Source organism: Marinobacterium nitratireducens, assembly GCF_014645375.1.
GTDB classification, from domain to species: domain Bacteria; phylum Pseudomonadota; class Gammaproteobacteria; order Pseudomonadales; family Balneatricaceae; genus Marinobacterium_A; species Marinobacterium_A nitratireducens.
Genome location: NZ_BMLT01000011.1, coordinates 140203 through 161185, shown reverse-complemented (window position 1 = coordinate 161185; position 20983 = coordinate 140203). Strand labels below are relative to the sequence as shown.

At 62.9% G+C, this 20983-nt stretch carries 22 protein-coding genes; 9 read left to right on the top strand and 13 right to left on the bottom strand.

Annotated elements, in window-relative coordinates:
• Positions 1 to 44: 44 nt before the first annotated feature.
• Complete coding sequence (locus tag IEX85_RS19440) at positions 45 to 239, top strand: hypothetical protein (protein ID WP_188862284.1); 195 nt, start codon at positions 45 to 47, stop codon at positions 237 to 239.
• 286 nt (positions 240 to 525) lie between these two features.
• Positions 526 to 1953 carry a D-alanyl-D-alanine carboxypeptidase/D-alanyl-D-alanine endopeptidase gene (gene dacB, locus IEX85_RS19435; RefSeq protein ID WP_229722017.1) on the top strand — a complete coding sequence of 476 codons (1428 nt, stop codon included), beginning with the start codon at positions 526 to 528 and terminating at the stop codon, positions 1951 to 1953.
• A gap of 42 nt (positions 1954 to 1995) precedes the next feature.
• Here dacB and IEX85_RS19430 read toward each other — a convergent pair whose 3' ends face one another.
• Positions 1996 to 2568, bottom strand: coding sequence for a hypothetical protein (locus IEX85_RS19430; protein WP_188862282.1), 573 nt, complete (start codon positions 2566 to 2568; stop codon positions 1996 to 1998).
• A gap of 487 nt (positions 2569 to 3055) precedes the next feature.
• Here IEX85_RS19430 and IEX85_RS19425 point away from each other — a divergent pair, with 487 nt between their 5' ends.
• Positions 3056 to 3487, top strand: a complete 432-nt coding sequence (locus IEX85_RS19425) for a DUF4399 domain-containing protein (protein WP_308425668.1) — start codon at positions 3056 to 3058, stop codon at positions 3485 to 3487.
• Positions 3488 to 3505: 18 nt separating this feature from the next.
• On the opposite strand, the gene IEX85_RS19420 is transcribed toward IEX85_RS19425, so the two are convergent.
• The 4 genes from IEX85_RS19420 to IEX85_RS19405 form a co-directional block, all read right to left on the bottom strand.
• Positions 3506 to 4540 carry an acyltransferase family protein gene (locus tag IEX85_RS19420; RefSeq protein ID WP_188862281.1) on the bottom strand — a complete coding sequence of 345 codons (1035 nt, stop codon included), beginning with the start codon at positions 4538 to 4540 and terminating at the stop codon, positions 3506 to 3508.
• Between the two features lie 152 nt (positions 4541 to 4692).
• Positions 4693 to 5106: a GFA family protein gene (locus IEX85_RS19415; RefSeq protein WP_188862280.1), complete on the bottom strand. Its 414-nt coding sequence runs from the start codon at positions 5104 to 5106 to the stop codon at positions 4693 to 4695.
• Positions 5107 to 5132: 26 nt separating this feature from the next.
• Entirely contained in the window at positions 5133 to 6608 is a 1476-nt protein-coding gene (locus tag IEX85_RS19410) for an AAA family ATPase (protein ID WP_188862279.1), read from the bottom strand.
• A 56-nt stretch (positions 6609 to 6664) separates the two neighbouring features.
• On the bottom strand, positions 6665 to 7582 hold the full coding sequence (locus tag IEX85_RS19405; RefSeq protein WP_188862278.1) for a pirin family protein: 918 nt from the start codon (positions 7580 to 7582) through the stop codon (positions 6665 to 6667).
• Between the two features lie 67 nt (positions 7583 to 7649).
• On the opposite strand from IEX85_RS19405, the gene IEX85_RS19400 reads away from it, so the two are divergent.
• Positions 7650 to 8078 (top strand): DUF1499 domain-containing protein, encoded by a 429-nt coding sequence (locus IEX85_RS19400; RefSeq protein ID WP_188862277.1) that lies wholly within the window; start codon positions 7650 to 7652, stop codon positions 8076 to 8078.
• 7 nt (positions 8079 to 8085) lie between these two features.
• Here IEX85_RS19400 and IEX85_RS19395 read toward each other — a convergent pair whose 3' ends face one another.
• The 3 genes from IEX85_RS19395 to IEX85_RS19385 are packed head-to-tail and all read right to left on the bottom strand — an operon-like array spanning position 8086 to position 11061.
• A complete protein-coding gene (locus tag IEX85_RS19395; RefSeq protein WP_188862276.1) occupies positions 8086 to 9372 on the bottom strand; it encodes a TRAP transporter large permease in 1287 nt (428 codons plus the stop codon).
• The gene (locus IEX85_RS19390; protein WP_188862275.1) at positions 9369 to 9974 is read right to left on the bottom strand and encodes a TRAP transporter small permease subunit; all 606 of its coding nucleotides are present in this window, start codon (positions 9972 to 9974) and stop codon (positions 9369 to 9371) included. Before IEX85_RS19390 ends, IEX85_RS19395 begins: the two co-directional genes overlap by 4 nt.
• Positions 9975 to 10023: 49 nt before the next feature.
• The gene (locus IEX85_RS19385; RefSeq protein ID WP_188862274.1) at positions 10024 to 11061 is read right to left on the bottom strand and encodes a TRAP transporter substrate-binding protein; all 1038 of its coding nucleotides are present in this window, start codon (positions 11059 to 11061) and stop codon (positions 10024 to 10026) included.
• A 282-nt stretch (positions 11062 to 11343) separates the two neighbouring features.
• Between IEX85_RS19385 and IEX85_RS19380 the strand changes: the two genes are divergently transcribed.
• The 3 genes from IEX85_RS19380 to IEX85_RS19370 all read left to right on the top strand — a co-directional run bounded on the left by IEX85_RS19380 (position 11344) and on the right by IEX85_RS19370 (position 13265).
• A complete protein-coding gene (locus tag IEX85_RS19380; protein ID WP_188862273.1) occupies positions 11344 to 11673 on the top strand; it encodes a DMT family transporter in 330 nt (109 codons plus the stop codon).
• 71 nt (positions 11674 to 11744) lie between these two features.
• The gene (locus IEX85_RS19375) at positions 11745 to 12362 is read left to right on the top strand and encodes a transglycosylase SLT domain-containing protein (protein WP_188862272.1); all 618 of its coding nucleotides are present in this window, start codon (positions 11745 to 11747) and stop codon (positions 12360 to 12362) included.
• A 645-nt stretch (positions 12363 to 13007) separates the two neighbouring features.
• Complete coding sequence (locus IEX85_RS19370) at positions 13008 to 13265, top strand: hypothetical protein (RefSeq protein WP_188862271.1); 258 nt, start codon at positions 13008 to 13010, stop codon at positions 13263 to 13265.
• A gap of 149 nt (positions 13266 to 13414) precedes the next feature.
• Here the strand turns inward: IEX85_RS19370 and IEX85_RS19365 are convergent, their stop codons facing one another.
• The 5 genes from IEX85_RS19365 to IEX85_RS19345 form a co-directional block, all read right to left on the bottom strand.
• Positions 13415 to 14026 (bottom strand): GDSL-type esterase/lipase family protein, encoded by a 612-nt coding sequence (locus IEX85_RS19365; RefSeq protein ID WP_188862270.1) that lies wholly within the window; start codon positions 14024 to 14026, stop codon positions 13415 to 13417.
• On the bottom strand, positions 14023 to 14499 hold the full coding sequence (locus IEX85_RS19360; RefSeq protein WP_188862269.1) for an FKBP-type peptidyl-prolyl cis-trans isomerase: 477 nt from the start codon (positions 14497 to 14499) through the stop codon (positions 14023 to 14025). Before IEX85_RS19360 ends, IEX85_RS19365 begins: the two co-directional genes overlap by 4 nt.
• Positions 14496 to 15170 carry an alpha/beta hydrolase gene (locus tag IEX85_RS19355; protein ID WP_188862268.1) on the bottom strand — a complete coding sequence of 225 codons (675 nt, stop codon included), beginning with the start codon at positions 15168 to 15170 and terminating at the stop codon, positions 14496 to 14498. The genes IEX85_RS19360 and IEX85_RS19355 overlap by 4 nt, the downstream gene beginning before the upstream one ends.
• A 9-nt stretch (positions 15171 to 15179) precedes the next feature.
• On the bottom strand, positions 15180 to 15830 hold the full coding sequence (gene pdxH, locus IEX85_RS19350) for a pyridoxamine 5'-phosphate oxidase (protein WP_188862267.1): 651 nt from the start codon (positions 15828 to 15830) through the stop codon (positions 15180 to 15182).
• A gap of 80 nt (positions 15831 to 15910) precedes the next feature.
• Positions 15911 to 16774 (bottom strand): fructosamine kinase family protein, encoded by an 864-nt coding sequence (locus IEX85_RS19345; RefSeq protein ID WP_188862266.1) that lies wholly within the window; start codon positions 16772 to 16774, stop codon positions 15911 to 15913.
• A gap of 245 nt (positions 16775 to 17019) precedes the next feature.
• Between IEX85_RS19345 and IEX85_RS19340 the strand changes: the two genes are divergently transcribed.
• Positions 17020 to 18255: a paraquat-inducible protein A gene (locus IEX85_RS19340; protein ID WP_188862265.1), complete on the top strand. Its 1236-nt coding sequence runs from the start codon at positions 17020 to 17022 to the stop codon at positions 18253 to 18255.
• A gap of 34 nt (positions 18256 to 18289) precedes the next feature.
• A complete protein-coding gene (locus IEX85_RS19335) occupies positions 18290 to 20965 on the top strand; it encodes a PqiB family protein (RefSeq protein ID WP_188862264.1) in 2676 nt (891 codons plus the stop codon).
• Positions 20966 to 20983: the final 18 nt, after the last annotated feature.

The following is a 20983-nucleotide window of genomic DNA, read 5'->3' as shown; positions in this document are numbered from 1 at the left end:
ACACCTAACCCATACCTACAGAGGTTGAACCCGAGGTAGCCCGAATGTACAAGACCAAACACTGGACCGCAGAACAGCTGGCCAAGATGAACGAGGAAACATTTCTCGTCGAAGCCCTGGACATGATCCGCATATCACCGGAACTCAGCGACGGCAGCAACAATATCGAGGCGATCAAGGCCAAGCTAGAGGCCCTGGAGGCACTGCTCGACAACCGGCTCGACGGTATCAAGCAGTAACCGGACGGGCCGGAACCGACCAGGCCGCCTTCGCGCCCGACGCATTCCGGCGTCCGGCTTGCGCCTGACAGCGCTGAACCTTTCCCCCCTGTCGCAGACCAATGTCTCCAGGCGCAACCCTGCAGGTTGCTGACCAGCGTTTTCGCTGCAGCCCTGCAGAATCAGCCCGGCCGGGTCAGCTAAACTGAGTCTGTAGAGCCTGCTTCAGACGCAGAATTCGGTTACTCACCCGGAACTTCAATGGCCTGTCAGGGACGATACATGAAAACTTTTGGCATACTCCTGCTTGGCTGCAGCCTGTTACTGTCCGGACCCGTGGCGCGGGCCGCCGGGGGGGTGGGAGCAGCTGCTGTCGCTGGCCCCGGAAGGCAGCCAGCTGGGGCTGGTCGTTGAGCCCATCACCTCCGGCCCCGTCACCATCGACTATCGCTCACAGGCGCTGATGCCGCCGGCCAGCACACTGAAGCTGCTGACCGCCTACGCAGCCGAGCGCGAACTGGGCCCTGATTTTCGCTTCCACACCCGCCTGTTACGTCGCGGCAACCGCACCGGCAGCCAGTGGTCGGGGGATCTGCGCCTGGAGTTCAGCGGCGCCCCGGACTTCAGCCGCTCGCAGTTGCGCCAGTTGCTGGAGCGCCTGGGCGCAGAAGGCATCGATACCATCAACGGCAACCTGCTGCTCGACACCTCCGCCTACGACGGTTACGCCTGGGCCGAAGGCTGGCCCTGGAACAACCTCAGCGTCTGCTACAGTGCGCCGGTGCCGGCGCTGATTCTCGACGAAAACTGTGTCGCCGCGAGCCTCACCGCCAGAGCCCCCGGCGACCTGGCGCGATTCTACATCCCGCCACACCAGCCGCTGCTGGTCGAAAACGAGGCGACCACGGTGACGCCTGCACAGCAGCGTCGTCAGCTGTGCGAGCTCGAGGTCGATACCGGCCCCGGAAACCGCTACCGGCTGCACGGCTGCGTGGTCAGCAACCGCAAGGTCTGGCCGCTCAACTTCGCCGTCACCGACCCGGTCGCTTTTGCCTCGGACGTGATCCGCCTGCAGCTGCAGGAGCTCGGCATACGGCTCAACGGTCAGATTCGCGAAGAAAGAAGCCCCGGCGACGGATGGCAGGAAGTGGCCCGGATCAGCTCGGCGCCGCTGTCACAGCTGCTGGGGCAAATGCTGCAGGTGTCCGATAACCTGGTCGCCGACAGTCTGCTCAAAACACTTGGCCGCCACCAGACCGGAACCGCGGGCAACTTTCGCAACGGCGCCCGGGCCCTCAAGGCGCGACTGCAATCGGATCTTGGACTGCTGCTGGATCCGGCGGTGATCGCCGACGGCTCCGGCCTGTCCCGGGACAATCTGCTGCAGCCTGCACAACTGGCGCAGCTGCTGCGACACCTGGCAGGACAGCGACAGGCCATTACCTACCGGTCGCTGGCGGTTGCCGGCGAATCGGGCACCCTCAGATACCGGCGCAGTCTTAGCAACTCGGTGCTGCTCGGCAACCTGCGCGGCAAAAGCGGAACCATCAATGCGACCACCAACCTGGCCGGATACCTGACCGCCAGATCCGGGCGCGAGTATCTGTTCGTGGTGATGGTATCGGGAATCAGCCTGAACGCCGAAGACCGGCAACAGGCCAGACGCGACTCGCTGAAGCACCCGGTACGGGCCTTCGAACGGTCGTTGCTGGAGTGGGTGTATCACAATGGCTGAACACCGACGGCGCCCGCAGGCGCCGCCGGACAGCGCAGCGGGTTACTGCTGAGCCTCTTTCATCGCATCGGCAGCTTCGTCGGCGCCTTCGGCGGCCGCGTCACCGGCCTCCTCCGCAGTCTCGGCGGCCTCGTTCATGCCCATGGACTCCTTGGCGGCGTCCATGGCTTCACCGGCAGTCGCCGCAGCCTCGTCAGCCGCTTCAGCGGTCGCCTTCATGGCGTCGTCGGCCATCTCGCCGGCGGCATCGGCGGCATCGCTCATCATTTCACCGGCCGCGTCGCCCATTTCGCTGGCGCTTTCCATCGCCGAGTCGGCGGCATCTTTCGCCATATCGGCGGCATCCTCGGCCATTTCGCCGGCTTTCTCGATGGCATCCGCAGCCATCTCGCCGGTCTTGTCTGCGGCTTCCTCCATTGCATCGCCGGCCTTGGCCGCGGTCTCCTCTGCCTTCTCGGCGGCATCCGACGCCATTTCCGAGGCCTTGGACTTCATCTCCTCGACACTGGGCGCGGTTTTTTCCGTTTTCGCTTCGTCGGACTCGTCGCTACCACAGCCGGCCATAAACGCCGCCGATGCCAGCACACAGGAAAACAGCAGTTTGTTCATCTTCATGGATCATCACTCTCCGTAGTTGATATCAATGCCAATGCTGTTGCTCGCAGCTTCCCTTGACTATAGGCCTTTGCTGCAGTTTACGCGAAACAGCACGGCAATAACGTGTCAGGTCTCGGGGCCCGATAATTCGACTATAGTGAGTCAGACGGCATTAACAGCCGATGAAAGCCCGCCCGGCATTACCCGACCGGGCAGCCCGAACGGAATCACCGAGGAGCAGGAAACCATGATGAAAATCTGGGAACCGACGAACAAGTCCCATTTGGTCTCTGCGGGTCCTGAAGCCTGTAGCTGCAAGGCGCAGTGCGCAGGGAATGGCCGTAGTCCTTTTCAAGCACTGCAACACAGCAGATGCATGCTTCAGGGCCCGCCCTCCGGGGCTTACAGCGCGAACCAGACTCTTCGTTGCCGCTTCTCGACAGGCCACCAGCATGCCTTCAAAACGGCGCCTCGATTCCGGCCCGCGCTGAAAGCCAGAGCCTTATTGGGACTTATTCGCCGATTCCCGGGCGTGATGCTGGCGACCGCACTGGCGGCAATGCCGCTGGCAGCGCAGGAAATGAAGTCCCGCCCCGCCCCCGAGGGCGCTCGCGCTTACATCATTTCGCCGCAGGATGGCGAAACGGTCTCGCAGACCTTCACGGTCCGCTTCGGTCTCAGCGGCATGGGTGTGGCGCCGGCCGGGACCGACAAGGAAGGCACCGGGCATCACCACCTGCTGATCGACGTCGACAGCCCGCCGCCTGCCGACACCGTCATGGATGCGAGCGTGAAGCACTTCGGCGCCGGCCAGACCGAAACCGAACTGACGCTAGCGCCGGGTCAGCACAGCCTGCAACTGATGCTCGGCGACATGAACCATGTCCCCTTCGATCCGCCGGTTATGTCGGAAAAGATCACCGTCACCGTCGAGTAGCCACCTTCCAACCGGTCACTACCAGCCAATCAGCATCCGGCTGTTGCGAGGAAAAGCGCGCCGGATCAGCCTCGCCACCCCATAGGTCAGCGCGGTGGCGAGGATCACCGAAAACAGCGTCGCCGCCACGTTCGCCCAGCCAGGCGGGTGCAGCGTTCGCATCCAGGGTATCAGTCGCTCGTGCACCTCGCCGAGCAGGAACGGATGCAGGAAGTACAGCGCGAAGCTGGCGGCGGAAATCTCCAGCAGCAAAGGATAATGCCCCCGGCGACTGAGCCAGTAAGCGATCTCCAGCATGACCACGCTCAGGCAAAGCTTCTGCACGAACATCAGGTCGATGCCGCCAAAGCGCAGCGGCGCCTTGTGGTAGTTCGCCAGATGCGGAAACACCAGCGTCTGCAGCACGATCATCAGCATCACACCCACAAAGGCCGCCGCCGCTATCGATCGGCGGTGACGGCTCAGCGGCTCGTAATACTGCGAATAGAGCATGCCGAGCATGTAGAAAGGCGTGAAATAGAGCACCGACTGCAGCACATTGGCGTTGCCCAGGGGCCGGTGCAGCAACATCGCAGCGATGCTGAACTCAATCAGCAACAGCAGCTGCGCCATCGTACTGGCACGGATGTAGAGCAGATACAGCGGCGACAGCAGGAACACGGCCATGATGAACAGGATGTACCAGTGCGGATACAGTACATAACCGTCATTGAGCTGCCAGTACAGATTCATCGCGAACTTCTGCGCCGTCATGTCGGGCTTGCCGAGCCAGGCCAGCATCATCGGTATCAATGCCGCCAGCGACACCACCAGAAAGGGACAGAAGACGTTGCGAAACTTCTTGCGCATGAAAGCGGCGTAATTGAAGCGGGGATAGAAAACCCGATGAAAAAAGAAGCCGGAGACAAACACGAACAGACCGGACCCGCCGGCAATCAGATTATGCAGAGCCAGAGGAAAGGTACGGTCGACATTGACCACCGCGTGGCCCAGTATGATCACCAGAATGGCCATGCCACGCAGGTAGTCGAATTCGAGATAGCGCTGATTCAATGGAAGGGCCCGAAACGCCGGACGGCGAAATTAGAGTCTGGGCAACACCGCCTGTACCGCCGCTGAAGGCGGCGCAACAGCGCCCCCGGCAGCGCCGGGCTGCCGTCTGGCGATTATATATCCGACAAGCCCGGGAACAAGTCCCATTTGGCCTATCCGGGATACTGATCGAAGCGCGGCGCCTGTTGCAGGCTGTCGTCGTCCCAGATGGCGCGATCGGCGCAGAAAATATGGGCCTGCGGCCTGATGCCCGGATCATCGTCGAGGGTCCCGGCCGGCACCAGCAGATAACTGCCGTCCTTTCCGACATGGGGCACCGGAGATCCGCAGGTGGCGCAGAAACTCTTGCCGAAACGCTCGGCACCGGGCAGCTCGAAGCGGCGCACCAGGTCCTCGCCGCTCAGCCACCGGAGCCCGTCCGGCTTGCAGAACAGGTTGCTGACGTGGACCGAACCACTGGCGCGCCGACAGCGACTGCAGTGGCAGAGCATGAAACGCTTGAAAGGGCCCGTGATCTCGAACCTGACACTGCCGCAAAGACATTGACCGCGGAGAGGGGTTGTCATGCAATTTCTTCCTTATAGTCGTTGAGTCAGTCGGCGGGCACCGCCCGCTCCCGCGCCCAGTTTCGCAATTGTGCCACCGGCTCCGCCATCAGCACCGACAGCGGCCGTGTGGCCTCGATTTCCGCCAGCAGGGTTGCGCCATCGAGGCCGCTTTCGGCGGCGTGGGCCGCGTAGTAGGCCGACACCACCGCCTGTTCGATCTCGGCCCCGGAAAAGCCTGCAGTCGCCGCCACCAGTGCCGGCAGATCCAAGCGCTTTGGATCGGCCTCGTGACGCTCCAGATGAATGCGCAGCGCCGCCTCGCGTGCCGCCTCCCCGGGCAGATCGACGAAAAAGACCTCGTCGAAACGCCCCTTGCGCACCAGTTCCGGCGGCAGCGCCTGAATGTCGTTGGCGGTGGCGACGACGAAAACCCCGCCGCGCTGCTCCGCCATCCAGGTCAGCAGCGAGCCCAGTATCCGCTTGGAGGTTCCCTGGTCGCTGTCTCCACTGGAAAAGCCCTTTTCGATCTCGTCGATCCAAAGCACGCAGGGCGCCATGACCTCGGCGGTGGCCAGTGCCTCGCGCAGATGGCGCTCGGACTCGCCGATATACTTGTCGTACAGCGCGCCGGCGTCGAAACGCAGCAATGGCACGCCCCAGGCTCCCGCCACCGATCGCGCCGCCAGGCTCTTGCCGCAGCCCTGCACACCGAGCATCAGCACCCCTTTCGGTCTGGCGCCACTGGGCAGGCTGGCCTCGCCAAGGAAGAAGGCCCGACGGCCGGCCAGCCACTGCTTCATTCGCGAGAAGCCGGCAACCTGTTCCGGGTCGACGGTTTCGTACTCGAACTGCAGCACGCCACCACGACTCAGCAGACGATACTTGGCATCCATCACCGCCGGCAGATCCGACTCGGTGATGGCACCGTCGTCCTGAATGGCATTGCGCGCCAGACGCCGGGCGTCGAGGCGTCCGAGCCCGGCGAGGTTGCGCACCAGCATCTCGAGCGCGCGACTGCTGGTCCTGACCTGACTGCCGCTCTGGCGTGTCCAGGCCCGGGCCTCGACACGCACGATCTCCTTCAGTTCGGCCTCGTCCGGCAGCGCCAGTTGCAGCCGGGCACTGTGCTTTTCGAGTTCGGCGGGAATATGCACCTCGTGACTAACCAGCACCAGGGTATGACAGTCGTCCAGCACGATGTCCTTGAGCAGACGCACATGCAGCGGATCGTCCAAAAAGGGGTGCAGGTCCGCCAGCAGATAGACCCCCGGCGTACTGACCGAGCGGATATGTCCCAGGGCGTCGCCGGGCTTGGCCAGCATTCGCTGCGGCGGCAGCGCCCGGTCGAGCCGGGCCAGGCCCTCGGTGAGACTCCACTTGAACAACGGGCGTCCGCAGCTGCCGACCTGGCCGCACAGCAGGCGCTCGACGCGTTCCTCGTCGTGGCTGCTGATCGCGATCAGCGGTATGCGCGAGCGCAGCAGCGCCGACAGGTCCTGCGTCTGAGAATGAATCGACATCCTGATCGTTCCCTCGTGTGACTTCCTCAAACGTTACTACGACTTCTGCTGACAGCCTACTTCAATCGGCCGTTGCGCGGCCACTGCGGCGCCTCCAGCCGCTCGCCTTGGTAGCCTGGCACACGAAGAAAGCGCCGCCCGGCGTTCCAGTCCTCGAGCGCGGAACGGATCGTCTGCTCGCGATGGGCAACGAAGTTCCACCAGATCTTGACCGGTTCGGCGAACGGCATGCCGCCCAGCACTATAGCGCAGCTGTCGGGCGCGAGCGCCAGGTCCAGGGTTTCACGCTGCCCGCCCAGGCAACAGAGCATGCCCGGGGCCAGCGTCGCGCCCTCCAGTACCAGGCTGCCGCGCAGTACCGTGACCGCATGTTCGAAGTCGGGATCGAGTTTCAGACGGGTAGCGGCGGCAGCGGTGCTCGACAGCTCCGCAGCGAGCAAGGGGGAGTAACAGCGGGCCGGCGAGACCAGGTGGTCATAGGCGCCCATAATGACCCTTATCCGTACACGGTCGACCTCGGTGAGCGGCAGCTCGGAATGGTGTTCGAAAGCGGGCTCGCAGCACTCGGACGTTGCCGGCAGCGCGACCCAGAACTGGACGCCCAGCATGCGCTCACCGCGATCCGGCGGGCTTTCCTCGGAATGGGCGATGCCGGCACCGGCGGTCATCAGGTTGAGCTGGCCCGGTTCGATGCGCTGATGCGAGCCCAGACTGTCCTTGTGCAGCAACTCGCCTTCCAGCAGCCAGGTCACTGTCTGCAAGCCGATATGGGGATGCGGCGCCACATCGACACCCCGCCCGGGCTCGAAGCTCACAGGACCGATCAGATCGAGAAAGCACCAGGGACCGACCATCCGCCGTGCACGCTGCGGCAACAGCCGGTTGACGATCAGCCCTGCCCCCAGATCACTGGCGCGGCCGCTCAACATCTCGATTATCGGCGCCGCTGCCGGTGCCGCCCCCGGAATAGTCATGATGTTTGCCTCCCGTCCGCTAAAGTATGCCATAAGGATAGAAGCCACTTGGGAGGCAGAACACCTGATGAAACAATCGATACTGTTAGTGCTGGTACTGCTGCAGGGCTGCAGCGGCCAGGTGCCTGACGGCCTTGGGCTGCACGACGGACAACTGGCGCCGTGCCCGCAGTCGCCCAATTGCGTTGGCAGCGAGTATCCGCAACACGACAGCCATATCGAAGCGTTGCGCTTCGACGATACGCCCGCCGACGCCTGGCGGCGTCTGCAACGCACCGTGCGCGAAGACGGCGGGCGCATCGAACAGCAGACCGAAACCTATCTTTGGGCCACCTGGCGCAGCCGGCTGTTCCGTTTCGTCGACGATGTCGAGTTTCGCCTCGAACCCGAGCAGAAGCGGATCGAAGTCCGATCCGCCTCCCGACTCGGCCACTGGGACCTCGGCGTCAACCGTGATCGGGTGGAGCGCCTTCGAGACGCCTTTCAGCGCCCCTGAAGGCACCTCAACCCATCAGCGCCGGCAACCAGAGCGCAATCTGGGGCACCGCCATCAACAGAAGGGCGAACAGCAGCATGATCAGTGCATAGGGTAGCGCCCCCCACATCACGTCTTCGATGCCGCCGCCGTCCTTGCGCACACTCTGCACCACGAACAGATTCATGCCGACCGGCGGCGTAATCATGCCCAACTCGCACATCACGACAATGAATACGCCGTACCAGATCGGATCGATGCCCATCGCCATCACGATCGGATAGGTAACGGGAATAGTGACCACCTGCATCGACAGCACATCCATGAACATGCCCAGTACCAGGTAGAAAACCATCAGAATCAGCAGCAGCGTAAGCGGTGACAGGCCGAAGCCTGTGACCCAGGCGGTCAGGTCATCGATGATACCGGTGATGCTGACACTGAGGTTCAGCAGGAAGGCCGCGGTGATGATCAGCAGGATCATGCCGGTAATGCGCGCGGTCTGCAGAAAGCAGGCCTCGAGCAGCTCGCGGCTGAAACGGCCACTGCGCCAAATGATCAGCAGCGCCGCGACCACACCCAGTGCCGCCGACTCGGTGGCCGTCGCCACCCCCGAGTAGATGCTGCCCATGACGATGCCGAAAATCACCAGCGGCGGCAGCAGGTGACGCGATGCGGTCAGCTTCTGCTTAAGCGGCAGCGACACCTCTTCGCGCTGGCCCCGGTTCGACCAGAGAATGAAAACCATGAACAGTCCGCTCAGCAACAGACCCGGCAGCAGGCCGGCGACAAACAGCTGACCGATGGAGTTGTTGGTGATCGAGCCATACACCAGCAGGTTGACGCTCGGCGGAATCAGGATTCCAAGGGTGCCGCCGGCGGCGAGGCTGCCGAGCGCCTGGCGCATCGGATAGCCACGCGCTTCCAGCGGCGGCAGCGCCACGGTGCCGATGGTCGCGGCGGTCGCCACCGATGAGCCGGAGGTGGCCGAGAACAGTGCACAGCAGCCGATATTGGTATGCAGCAGCCCACCGGGCAGGCGTCCAAGCCAGACGCTTAGCGCCTGATACATGCGGTCGGCGATACCGCTGCGCAGCATCAGCTCACCCAGCAGCACAAACATCGGAATCGCGGTGAGAATATGCTCGTTCTGCACGCTCCAGACCACCGCGCCCGTGGACTGCACGAAGGGCCAGCCAAACGCCAGCAGCCCGGACAGCATACCGACCGCCACCAGGCTGACGGCAATCGGGACACCGAGCAATATCAGCCCGAGCATCATTGCGAAGCCGAAGAACACCATGGCAATGGTCATGCCGTCACCTCCGGGCCAGTCGGCGCGCCAGCGTCCGGCGTGGTCAGGCCGCGCTGGCGCAGGTCGTCCAGCTCCTCGCGCAGCTCGTCCTCCAGGCCACGGGGGCCGTAGTCACGATCGAAATCTTCGCGACGGCCGGCCCGCAACAGCCAGATACCGCGTAACAGGAGCGCCAGACTGGCCAGGGTGAACAGCACCAGGCCGGCGAACCAGGCCGACTGAGGGTAGATCAGCGGAGTCGCCCAGGGTGTCGGAGCTGTACTGCCGTAATCGAGCGTTTCCCGGACCTGAATCCAGGCCATGCCGCACAGTGAAAGCGCCAGTCCGGCCATCAGCAGCATCGAGACGAGATTCAGGGCTGTGCGCAGACTGCGGGGCAGCCGTCGGTGGATCAGGTCGATGCGTATGTGGCTGCGGTCGAGCAGTGCCAGCGTAAAGGCGATGGTCGAACCCAGTGCCAGAGCGTAGCCGCCCAGCTCATCGACTCCCTGCAACGAGGTACCAAAAAGCTTGCGCAGCAGGGTTTCCGCGGTAACGGCCAGCGCCAGCGTGATGAAGATGGCGCCAAACAGATTGGCGGCGATTCGTTCGGTCGCTTTCATATAATTCTCCCGACCGCCCGGCTTTGCGCCGGGCGGCATCAGGCTCAGATCAGAAACCCAGCTTTTCGCCCAGCGCGGCGCGCCACTGGCTGGAACATTCCGGGTTCGACTTGTCACAGATCTCGGCCCAGGTCGGATAGGAAATTTCCCGTACCGCATCGCGGACCATGGCGATATCCTGCTCGGTCACCGGCACCTCGGTCAGGTTGAAGCTTTTGTTGTAGTCGCAGGGCGACTCGCCGACGTTGCAGCGCTTGGCATCCTCGAACAACTCCTCCGAGTACTCCCAGATATCATCGGTCAGTTCGGCGAAGGCGGTCTCGAGGGTTTTCTGCTGCGTCACACTGAGCCGGTTCCAGGTATCGAGGTTGATGCCGTAGCCGTTGATGGCCATCTGGAATGCCAGCGGCAACACATGGGTCGTGACCTCGGGCCAGCCAGCGCTGTTGGCGGAGCTCGGGCCGGTAATGGCACAGTCCACGACGCCGAGCGCGAGGCTCTGATGCACCTCGCCGAAACTCAGCGGCACCGGGATTCCGCCGGCCGACTCGACGACCGCCGCCAGGTTCTGGTCGTATACCCGCACCTTGAGCCCCTTGATATCGGCCAGTTTTTCGATCGGCGCGTTACAGAACAGCACCTGCGGGCCGAACGGCCACACCCCCAGCAGCTTGGTGTTGAAGCGTTCCTGCAGGCGCGCATCCACCACCGAGCCGAAAGCGTCCACGGTTTCACGACCGGCCTCGTAGGTCGGGTTCATGCCGACGAGATCCAGACCAAGAATCGTCGGCTCGTCGCGGGAGACCTGGGAAAATCGCAGCGACACCACGTCGAACAGTCCGGATTTGAGCGTCCTCAGCTCCTCGACATCCTTGATACCCGTCGAGTCCAGCGGCTTGAAGTTCACCGCCAACGGCAGGCCTGTGCGCTCGGCAAGCGTCTCGAAAAAAGGCTTTTCCTTTTCCTGCATGATCAGTCCGGTTGCACTGGGCTGACCCAGAACCTTGAGTTCGATGGCTTCGTCCGCCTGGGCACCGGTGGCCATCAGTCCTGTAGCGAGCAGCGTGGTCAGGATCGTTTTTTTCATTCTCTTCCCCTCGTCTTCAGATCGTTGGACGGCCAGCGGCCGTTGCAGACAAAGGGAGCAAACGCCATGCCAATAATAAATTATTGAATTATGAATAATAAAAGACGCCCTACATCAAGCCATTGGAATTCAATAATTCAATATTCTGAATTCAACCATAAGGGAAATCGCACCAGCAGCGTGCATCCTCGCCCCGAATTGCGCCACAGCAGAGCAAGGAGTAGCATGCCTGCGTCGGCTCCCGGTTTCGGGACTGTTTTTCGCTAACCGGCAGGTAACAGCATGCACTGGCTCTATCTGATAATCGCGATCGTGGCGGAGGTCATCGGCACTTCCGCACTCAAATCCGCTGACGGCTTTACACGGCTTGGCCCTTCGGTGGTGGTCGTGGTGAGCTACGCGATCTCATTCGTGCTGCTGTCACTCGCCCTGCGCACCCTGCCGGTGGGCGTTGCCTACGCCATCTGGTCCGGTATCGGCGTGGTACTGGTGACGCTGATCGCCTGGGTGCTGTTCAAGCAACACCTGGATGCCGCCGGGATGCTCGGTATCGGCCTGATTATGGCCGGTGTGCTGGTGCTCAACCTCTTTTCCAAGACCTCGGTGCACTGAGGGCCAGCAAAGACTTCAACCTGTTGAGATATTTGATAAAGTTTCGAAGCAGTACCAGCCAGGACTGTTCGATGCTTGCGACCCACTCCCACCTCCGACTGCTGGCCCCACTGGCGGGCCTGTTGATTCTTGGCGGCTGCAGCAGCGCGCCGCCGCGCCAGCCCGACAACATCTGCTCGATTTTCGAAGAGAAGAAGAGCTGGTATGACGCCGCTCTGGATATGAACGAACGTTGGGGAACGCCCGTGTACGTTCCGATGGCGATCATCTATCAGGAGTCGGGCTTCCGCCACGACGCCCGACCGCCCATGCGCTGGTTCCTCGGTATCATTCCCTATGGCCGCGCCAGCTCCGCCTACGGCTACAGCCAGGCCAAGACCACGACCTGGACCGATTACGAGAATGAAACCGGTAACGGCTGGTCGTCACGCGAGGACTTCGCCGATGCCATCGACTTCGTCGGCTGGTATACCCACAAGACCCAGCGTACCAATGGCGTCTCGAAATGGGACGCCCGCAGCCAGTATCTGGCATACCACGAGGGCTGGGGCGGCTATCGCAATGGCAGCTATCGCCGCAAGGCCTGGCTGATGCGGGTTGCCGACAAGGTCGACCAGCGCTCACGACGCTATGCCGCGCAGTACAACCAATGCAAGGACGACCTCAAGCGCGGCGGCTGGTTTTTTTAAGTTTCATCGCGCTTTAGCGGGAAAAACGTAAATCGCAGGATGGGTTGCGCCGCGCCAACCTCGCTGAAAGCGTTGAACCCTGTGCCAATGCGGCTCCACCCATCCTACTTTTGGCCCCTGGATTCACGCTAATCTGCAAAGAACGTTTTTAACCGGCCGTTGGCATTTCTCTTCGTGACCAAGAAAGTCTACGGACAAACGGCTCCGTAGCCGGCACCCGCTAATGCTGTAGCGGTCAACTAATTCCGCACACCCTTCACCACCAGGCCCCGCATAAAACACCGCCCTCGACCGGGTACCCTGCCCACCATATCCGCCTACACCTCCCGACATCTGCAAAAATAGCATTAAAAACAACAATATATAATTTTGATATATCAAAATTTAGTTTTTATATTTCAAAATATGAATTTACATGATCTCATCACGCCCCACCCACCCGCGCTTTAAAAATAAAAATCCTTTAAATTCAGCAGGTTAAAAACAAACATCCAGATTTTAGAATCTTCGTCAATTATTTTTAAAAACCTATATAAAACAATAGCTTAAATACCACAAAAAGCGCATTGAAACTTGCGATATCTCAGTATAAATTTTATACTGATCATTACTGGTTAATTGATAAATCAAAAAGGAATTACAAAGATGCAGGAAAGAGAAATAAAACTTCTTTTCAAGGCGGGCGTGTTCGATTCCTGTCAGGCCATACCGGTCTCAATGGCCCGCGGCTGGACGCTGAAATTCGTAACCAAGGAAAACGAGGTGGTGACGCTGAACCTTCAGCGCAGCAAGGACGAACGTGAGTTCAAAAGCCTCGACGGCGCCGCAGCGGTCGCCCGGCGCATCGGTTTCGAGTGGCTCAATGTGCAGATTGGCGATCTGAAGTGGCGTGAAAAAATGTAGCCATTAACCCGGCGGGTCAAGGAACGGGGGCCGCTGAGTGTAACGAAGCGCACCGACATTGGTTCGAGAAGAATGAAATGTTGCCGCGGCGGTTTACCAGCGATACAGCGGCAATGGATACAGGACCCACTGCCGTTTTTGCAACATCCTCAGACCGCGCCGGCGGAGCGCAGCAGGTCCAGCAGCTCATCGGCTATGCGGGCGTAACCGGCCGCGTTGGGGTGGACCTGGTCGGACTTAAGCGAGGGATCCGACAGGGTGTCGGCGATGGCGTCGGGCAGATACACCAGGTCGTACTGCTCCGCCAGTTCTTGGTAGACATCAGCGGTGCTGACCAGCAACGAGGGTCTCGGCACCCCCAGCAGAACCAGCTGCGCCCGATGGTCCCGCGCCAGCTCGATCATCTGCACCAGTTGCCCGCGGACGCGCTCCTCAGGCTGGCCACGCAGCAGATTGTTGCCGCCGTGGCACAGCAACACCAGCGCCGGGGCTTCCCGTTCCAGCAGTTCACGCAGCCGCGGCACCCCGTCCTCGGCCAGCTCTCCCGGAACACCGGCATTGACCAGCTCCCAGCCGGTCGCCTGCGCCAGGCGCGCCGGATAGCTCTGATCCGATCCCGCGCCGGTGCCGAAGGTCAGGCTGTCGCCGAACGCCAGTACCTTGCTGCCCGGCGGCAGATAGTCGAGCTGCGGATCCCGGCCGCACCCGGCCAGAGCCAGGCATGCCGCCAGCACCAGAAACGCCTGTTTCAGCAGCCTCATACGCCAGCCGGCTCGATACGCCCCCTGGCCAGCTCGTCGCTGCTCGCTTCCCTGACTTCGACAATCTCGATCTCGAAATTCAGGCTCCGCCCGGCGTAAGGGTGATTACTGTCCACGGTGACGCCCTCATCGCTCACCTCGACGACCTGCGCCAGTTCCAGCTTCCCCTGGTCATCCTCGAGCTGGCAGTACTTGCCGATTTCCGCACCCCCGAGTGGCTCGAAGAAGGACGGCTCCAGGGTACGCACCTTGTCATCGTCGTACAGACCGTAGCCCAGTTGGGGCGGCACCTTTACCCGCAGCGTCTCGCCGGCTTCGTGCCCGTCCATGGCCTGCTCCAGCCCGGCAATGATGTTGGCCTTGCCGTGCAGGTAGGGCAGCGGCTCACCGCCATGGGTATCGTCGATCAGCTCGCCATCCTCGTCGAACAGCCGGTAATGGAAACTGACGACCCTGTTTGCTTCGACCTTCATCGGGAATTCCTCTGCAATTGCGCGGCAAGCCAGCGGCCAACCTGGTTGAGTTCGGGTACACAGACTTCATGGGCGATGGGATACTCCTGCCACTGTGGCGCCAGACCGAGACGCTGCAGCTCCGCGATTGCCCGCCGGCCAAGGGTGATGGGCACCACATCGTCGGCGCTGCCGTGACATACCAGCATCGGCAACCCGGCGTTGGACGGGTGCAGCTCCTGCGGCATGCGCGCGGCGCTCGCCAGGTAGGTCGACAGCGCCACCACGCCGCCGAGCGCGCTTGGGTAGCGCAGCGCCGTGTGATAGGCCACGGCACCGCCCTGGGAAAAGCCGAACAGGAAGATGCGCTCGGCCGGAATGCCGCGCTCCAGCTCCTGTTCGATCAGGGCACCGATCTGCTGCGCCGACTCATCGAGCGAGGCCTCGTCGATACGCCGCTCGATATTCATTTCCAGAATGTCGTACCAGGCCGGCATCGGCCAGCCGCCGTTTACCGTGACCGGGCGCACCGGCGCATTGGGGAACAAAAAACGCACCGGCAAGGACCCGGGCAGTTCCAGCAACGGCACCGCCGGCACGAAGTCGCTGCCGTCGGCGCCCAGGCCGTGCAGCCAGATGACGCTGGCGCAGGCATCGTCCGCAGGCTCGAGGGTTTGCAGTTCAAGCTTCATCGGGATCTCTCAGGGTTGCAGTCGCTCGATGGTCCAGTCGCCATTCTCGAGCCGGTAGCTGAAACGATCATGCAGCCGGCTTTCCCGCCCCTGCCAGAACTCGAAACGCAGCGGCTTGAGGCGATAACCGCCCCAAAGTTCCGGCTTCGGCACTTTGCCGTCCGCATGAAGCCGGCGCAGCTCCTCGACCCGGGCCTCGAGACTGGCGCGGCTGTCGATCACCGCGCTTTGACAGGACGCCGCGGCGCTGAGCCGGCTGCCGAGCGGTCGCTCGTTGAAGTAGGTATCGCCGAACTCGGCGGCGAGCGGCTCGACGGTACCGCCGATGCGCACCTGGCGTTCGAGCGCCGGCCAGTAGAACATGATTTCCGCACGCGGATTGGCCGCCAGTTCCTGCCCCTTACGGCTGCGATAATCGGTGTACCAGCAAAAGCCATCGACGTCGAAATGCTTCAGCAATACGATGCGCACCGAGGGCATGCCGTCGGCAGCGGCGGTTGCCAGCGTCATGGAGGTGGCATCATCCGGCATCGCTGCCCGCGCATCCTCGAGCCAGAGGCCGAACTGGGCCACCGGATCCGGCGCCAGATCGCTTCGGTTCAACGCCTTGGCCTGGTACTCGCGCCGCAGCGCCTTGTAATCACCCTTGTTGTCTGTCATCGCTTTCCTCTGTGTCCTCGACTCTGTGCCGCGGCCTATCGTACCGCGTAACCTGTCAACTGCGCGCAAGTTACAACAACTCAGCCCGAGTAGCGACGACACAGATCACGGATCGCCGCTTTGTAGCTGGCACCGAACAGGTACAGGTGGTTGAGCAGGTGCCAGAGATTGTAGAGCGGCGCCCGCTCCTCCCAGCCCGGCTCCAGCGGGCGCCGGCCCCGGTAGGCGTCGTAGAACGCATCCCCGAAACCGCCAAACAGCCGGGTCATGGCCAGGTCCGCCTCGGGCCAGCCCCAGTACACCGCCGGGTCGATCAGCACCGGCTCGCCGCCCGGTCCCGCCAGGACATTGCCCGACCAGAGATCACCGTGCAGCAGCGCGGGCGCCTGCGCCGGCAGCCAGCGCTCCAGTCCCGCGGCCACCGACTCGATCGCCTGTACGTCCCTGAGGCTCAGCAGGCCGCTGTCGAAGCACAGCGCGGCCCCGTGCAGCAGGCGACGCTCGGCGAAGAACCGGTAGCCATCGGCCAGCTGCGCATTGGGCTGCCGGGTGCCGCCGCAGAAGGTGTCGATGCCATAGCCAAAGGCCGGCTTGCCCTGCGCGTGCAGCTGCGCCAATCCCTCGCCCAGGCGCTGCCAGAAGTCGTCGGCAGCGCCTGCGCTGTCTATATATTCCAGTAACAGACAGTCGCCATACTGGTAGAGCACGGTCGGCACACGCAGCCCGGAACAATGCCCCAGATCGAGCAGCCCGCGGGCTTCGGACGCCACTTTTTCCGCCTCGGATGCGCGATAGCGCTTGAGCAGCAGGCGGCTGCCATCGTGCAGCTCGAGCCGGGCCACTTCAGCAAAAGAACCGCCGCCAAGGCGGGCAATCCTTGCCACCGGCGGCCGGCGCTCGCGACGCAGCCATTCGCTTATGGGCTGCGGGACGGAATCTGGCATACTAGGGAACCTATGAATAAGTCCAAGTTGTCCTCTGCGGGGCCCATTGGGACTTATTCATAGGTCCCCCGGCCTCTGACGCTGAAAGAATCGTTGCTGCTGGATGCCACATCTCGTCCGAAGAGAGATGGAAGACGAGTGGTGTATTCAGTCTACACGACGGACTGACGATGCGGCAGGGCAAAGCATCGCCCGGTGCTCGAAGGATGGAGACGTTGTCGGCTGATTCGGAAATCGCTACGAATATGGACAAGATGATTGCCTGCCACGACTGCGACCTGTTGCTGGCCCGGCCTTCGGTGCCGGAGGGATACTTCGCGCACTGCCCTCGCTGCGGTTCGACGCTGATTTCGGCGCGTCGCAACAGCATCGAGCGGACCCTGGCACTGGCCATTGCAGGGCTGATCCTGTTCGTGCCGGCCAACCTCTACCCCCTGCTGAGCCTGGAGGCGCTGGGGCTGCGCCAGAGCGAAACCATTTTCAGCAGCGCCATGTCGCTCTACGCCGACGGACTCTGGCTGGTCTCGCTGCTGATCCTGCTGTTCGCCATTATCGTGCCGCTGACCAAGCTGCTGTTGCTTGGCTACGTCAGCGCCTCGCTGTGCGCCAGAAGGCTATGGCGCGGCACCGCCATGGCCATGCGCAGCTACCAGCACCTGGACGAATGGGGCATGCTCGAAGTCTATCTGCTGGGCATCGTCGTGTCGGTGGTCAAGCTCGTCGACGTGGCCAGCGTCGAACCGGGACTGGGCATCTACAGTCTGGTCGGGCTGATCCTGATCACGGTGCTCAGCTCGACCATGCTCGACCGCGACCTGTTCTGGCGCCGGATCGGGGAGCGCTATCCGAACCCGCTGCCGGACGCCAGCGGCGAGAAGCACCCGATCTGCTGCCACGACTGCAGGCTGCTGTGCCCGCCGCAGATGGAAGGCCAGCACTGCCCCCGCTGCCACGGCAGACTGCACGCCCGCACACCCCACTCCCTGACCTGGAGCTGGTCGCTGCTGCTGACCGGAGCCTTCCTGCTGATTCCCGCCAACCTGCTGCCGATCATGACGGTACGCACCCTGGGCCGGGGCGAGCCCAGCACCATTATCGACGGTATCGTCGAGCTGACGCACCACGGTCTGTTCTGGATCGCGTTGGTGGTGCTGGTGGCCAGTATCATCGTTCCGGTGGGCAAACTGGTGGGGATGCTGATCCTGCTGCTGACCGTGCAGCTGGGCTGGACCACCAATCTGCGCCAGAAGATGCTGATGTACCGCTTCGTCGAATGGGTCGGACGCTGGTCGATGCTGGATATCTTCGTCGTCGGCATCCTGGTGGCACTGGTGCAGCTGGGCAATCTGACGCATATCATCGGCAACCATGGCGCCACCGCGTTCGCCGCCGTCGTCATCAGCACCATGCTGGCGGCGCAGAAATTCGACACCCGGCTGATCTGGGATCGCCACCTGCGCCGCCCGGAGACCACTGCATGACCCGCTCAGCCCTGAACATTCCCGAGGTTCCAGCATGACCGAAGTAGCCGACGCCCAACCCGCCCAGGTCCGCAGGCACCGGGGCCCGTCGGCGGTCTGGATACTGCCGTTGCTGGCCGCCCTGATCGCCGGCTGGCTGGTGTACAAGAACTATCGCGAGGCCGGCATCGCCGTCGAGGTGGTGTTCGACTCGGCCGAGGGGCTGGAGGTCAACAAGACCAAGCTGCTGTACAAGGGCCTTCCGGGCGGCACGCTGACCGCGCTGCGTCTGAACGAGGACCTGCGCACCGTTACCGCCACCATCGAGGTGGCCCCCGAAGCCGAGCAGCTGCTGAGCGCCAGCACCGAATTCTGGCTGGTAAAGCCGCAGGTATCGCTGTCCGGCGTGCGCGGGCTGGAAACCCTGCTGTCCGGCTACTACATCGGCGTCCGTCCCGGCGAAGGCCCGCCGGCACGACATTTCCGCGCGCTGCGGGAACCGCCGCCGCCGGACAAGGACGACGAGGGGCTCTACGTCACCCTGTTCGCCGCCAGCGCCGAATCGATCAACCGCGGCTCCCGTATCTACTTCCGTCATATCGACGTCGGCGAAGTCGTCGACTACCGGCTGTCGGACACCGGTGGCGATATTCTCATCGACCTCTACATCGAGCCGCGCTATGCCCATCTGGTGAAAAAGAACAGCCGTTTCTGGAACGCCAGCGGCATTCAGGTCAAGGCCGACCTGCCGCAGGTGGACGTGCGTTTCGGCTCCCTCGCCTCGATCATCGCCGGTGGCATTCATTTCTATAACGCCCCCTTCGAATCCCCCCCCGCCGTCAGCGGCGACCAGTTCCGGCTCTACGCCGATTTCGAGGCCGCCGAAGACGGCATCGAGGTGGCACTGACCTTTCCCGGCACCGCCGCCCTGTCCGAGGGCACCGACGTCATCAGCCGCGGTATCCGCATCGGACGGGTGCGCGATCTCCGGCTCAGCGACGACTACAGCGAGTTGAGAGCCAAGCTGCTGATCGACCCGCGGGCACGCGACCTGCTGCGTGCCGGCAGCCGCTTCTGGCTCGAAAAGCCGGAGCTGACCCTCGACGGTCTCGGTGACTGGCGCACCCTGGTCAAAGGCAGCCATATAGAACTCGAGCCGGGTACGGGCCAGGAGCAGTTCCGTTTCGAGGCGCTGGAGATGGCCCCGGCCAGACCGCCGGTTTACAGCGGCCTACCGATCGATCTGGTAACCGAACGGCTCGGCTCGGTTTCCCGCGGCTCGCCCATTCTCTACCGCCAGTTGCCGGTCGGCCAGGTCACGGGGTACGAACTGATCGACAAGGGCGAACGGGTGCTGATCCACGCGGTGATCGACGAACAGTACCGCGGGCTGGTGGCCAGCCACAGCCGCTTCTGGAACAGCAGCGGCATCCGCTTCGCCGCCAGCCTCGAAGGCGTCGAAGTCGACAGCGAGTCGCTGCGTTCGCTGGTGGCCGGCGGCATCAGCTTCTTCACCCCGGATATCCGCGATCCCAGACCCGCCGCCCCGGACCAGCGCTTCGAACTGCACGACGACTTCGGCGACGCTTCGCAGCAGGGTCGCCTGCTGTACGCCGAACGCGCCGACAAGAAAGTGGTGCGCCTGCACGCCGACACCCTGGGCTCGCTCGGCGTCGGCTCGCCGGTACTGTACAAGCAGCTGCCGGTCGGCACGGTGAACAACTACCGCCTGGCCGAAGACGGCGACGGCATCGACATCGAACTGCTGATCGACAAGCCGTACCGCCACCTGGTGACCAGTACATCCCGTTTCTGGAATGCCAGCGGCGTTTCGCTGCAGTTCCACCCGCAGCAGGGGCTGAAACTGAACACCGGGTCGCTGTCGTCGCTGGTGGCCGGAGGCGTGGCCTTCGAAACACCGGCCGGCGGCGAAACGGTGCCGGTTTCGCACCGTTTTACGCTCTACGCCGACCGCACCACCAGCATCGAACAGGGTCTGGAGATTCGCATTCTGTTTCCGCCCGACCAGGAACTGGAGGCCGGCGCGCCGATTCGCTATCGCGGCGTAACGGTCGGGCGCATCGAAGACGTGCGCCTGTACGACGCCAAGGGCACCCTCGACGCCCGGGCGGTGCTGTTTCGCGAAGGCCACTTTCTCGCCCGCAAGGGCAGCTGGTTCTGGATTACCCGCCCCGAGGTCCGGCTGTCCGAAATCAGGCATCCGGCCAACCTGATCTTCGGCAACTACGTCGAGGTCAGCCCCGGTCCGGATAACGCCGAGCCCAGCCGCTATTTCATCGCCGCCAGCGACGCGCCCCAGGACTATTACGGCAATGGCCTGAACCTGGTGCTCAGCAGCCGCCAGCTGGGTTCACTGGAAAAGGGCAGCCGGGTTTTCTACCGCCAGGTACCGGTCGGTGAGGTTACGGGGTTCCGGCTTTCCGGGGACGGCCAGACGGTCGAAGTCTTTGCGCACATCCGCGCCGAGCACGCACACCTGGTGCGCAGCGGCAGCCAGTTCTGGAACATCAGCGGTTTCCAGGCCGACTTCAGTCTGTTCAAGGGCCTGAAACTGGACGGCGCCACCCTGGAATCCCTGGTCGGCGGCGGCATCGCCTTTCGGTCGCCGCCGGAAGGCGGGCGGGTCGCCAACGGCAGTCATTTCGAGCTGCACGAACGCGAGCCGGAGGCCGCAGCGCAAACCGCACGCGAGGACGAACCGGCAACCTGAGGGAGTCGCCCGGTACAG

Excerpts from the sequence above, each read along its gene's own strand:
- IEX85_RS19380 (WP_188862273.1), top strand. The coding sequence starts at position 11,344 with ATGCACTGGCTCTATCTGATAATCGCGATCGTGGCGGAGGTCATCGGC.
- IEX85_RS19395 (WP_188862276.1), bottom strand. The coding sequence starts at position 9,372 with ATGACCATTGCCATGGTGTTCTTCGGCTTCGCAATGATGCTCGGGCTG.
- IEX85_RS19375 (WP_188862272.1), top strand. The coding sequence starts at position 11,745 with ATGCTTGCGACCCACTCCCACCTCCGACTGCTGGCCCCACTGGCGGGC.
- IEX85_RS19430 (WP_188862282.1), bottom strand. The coding sequence starts at position 2,568 with ATGAAGATGAACAAACTGCTGTTTTCCTGTGTGCTGGCATCGGCGGCG.
- IEX85_RS19340 (WP_188862265.1), top strand. The coding sequence starts at position 17,020 with ATGGACAAGATGATTGCCTGCCACGACTGCGACCTGTTGCTGGCCCGG.
- IEX85_RS19370 (WP_188862271.1), top strand. The coding sequence starts at position 13,008 with ATGCAGGAAAGAGAAATAAAACTTCTTTTCAAGGCGGGCGTGTTCGAT.
- IEX85_RS19410 (WP_188862279.1), bottom strand. The coding sequence starts at position 6,608 with ATGTCGATTCATTCTCAGACGCAGGACCTGTCGGCGCTGCTGCGCTCG.
- IEX85_RS19345 (WP_188862266.1), bottom strand. The coding sequence starts at position 16,774 with ATGCCAGATTCCGTCCCGCAGCCCATAAGCGAATGGCTGCGTCGCGAG.
- IEX85_RS19385 (WP_188862274.1), bottom strand. The coding sequence starts at position 11,061 with ATGAAAAAAACGATCCTGACCACGCTGCTCGCTACAGGACTGATGGCC.
- IEX85_RS19355 (WP_188862268.1), bottom strand. The coding sequence starts at position 15,170 with ATGAAGCTTGAACTGCAAACCCTCGAGCCTGCGGACGATGCCTGCGCC.
- IEX85_RS19390 (WP_188862275.1), bottom strand. The coding sequence starts at position 9,974 with ATGAAAGCGACCGAACGAATCGCCGCCAATCTGTTTGGCGCCATCTTC.
- IEX85_RS19365 (WP_188862270.1), bottom strand. The coding sequence starts at position 14,026 with ATGAGGCTGCTGAAACAGGCGTTTCTGGTGCTGGCGGCATGCCTGGCT.
- IEX85_RS19415 (WP_188862280.1), bottom strand. The coding sequence starts at position 5,106 with ATGACAACCCCTCTCCGCGGTCAATGTCTTTGCGGCAGTGTCAGGTTC.
- IEX85_RS19335 (WP_188862264.1), top strand. The coding sequence starts at position 18,290 with ATGACCGAAGTAGCCGACGCCCAACCCGCCCAGGTCCGCAGGCACCGG.
- IEX85_RS19440 (WP_188862284.1), top strand. The coding sequence starts at position 45 with ATGTACAAGACCAAACACTGGACCGCAGAACAGCTGGCCAAGATGAAC.
- IEX85_RS19400 (WP_188862277.1), top strand. The coding sequence starts at position 7,650 with ATGAAACAATCGATACTGTTAGTGCTGGTACTGCTGCAGGGCTGCAGC.
- pdxH (WP_188862267.1), bottom strand. The coding sequence starts at position 15,830 with ATGACAGACAACAAGGGTGATTACAAGGCGCTGCGGCGCGAGTACCAG.
- IEX85_RS19405 (WP_188862278.1), bottom strand. The coding sequence starts at position 7,582 with ATGACTATTCCGGGGGCGGCACCGGCAGCGGCGCCGATAATCGAGATG.
- IEX85_RS19360 (WP_188862269.1), bottom strand. The coding sequence starts at position 14,499 with ATGAAGGTCGAAGCAAACAGGGTCGTCAGTTTCCATTACCGGCTGTTC.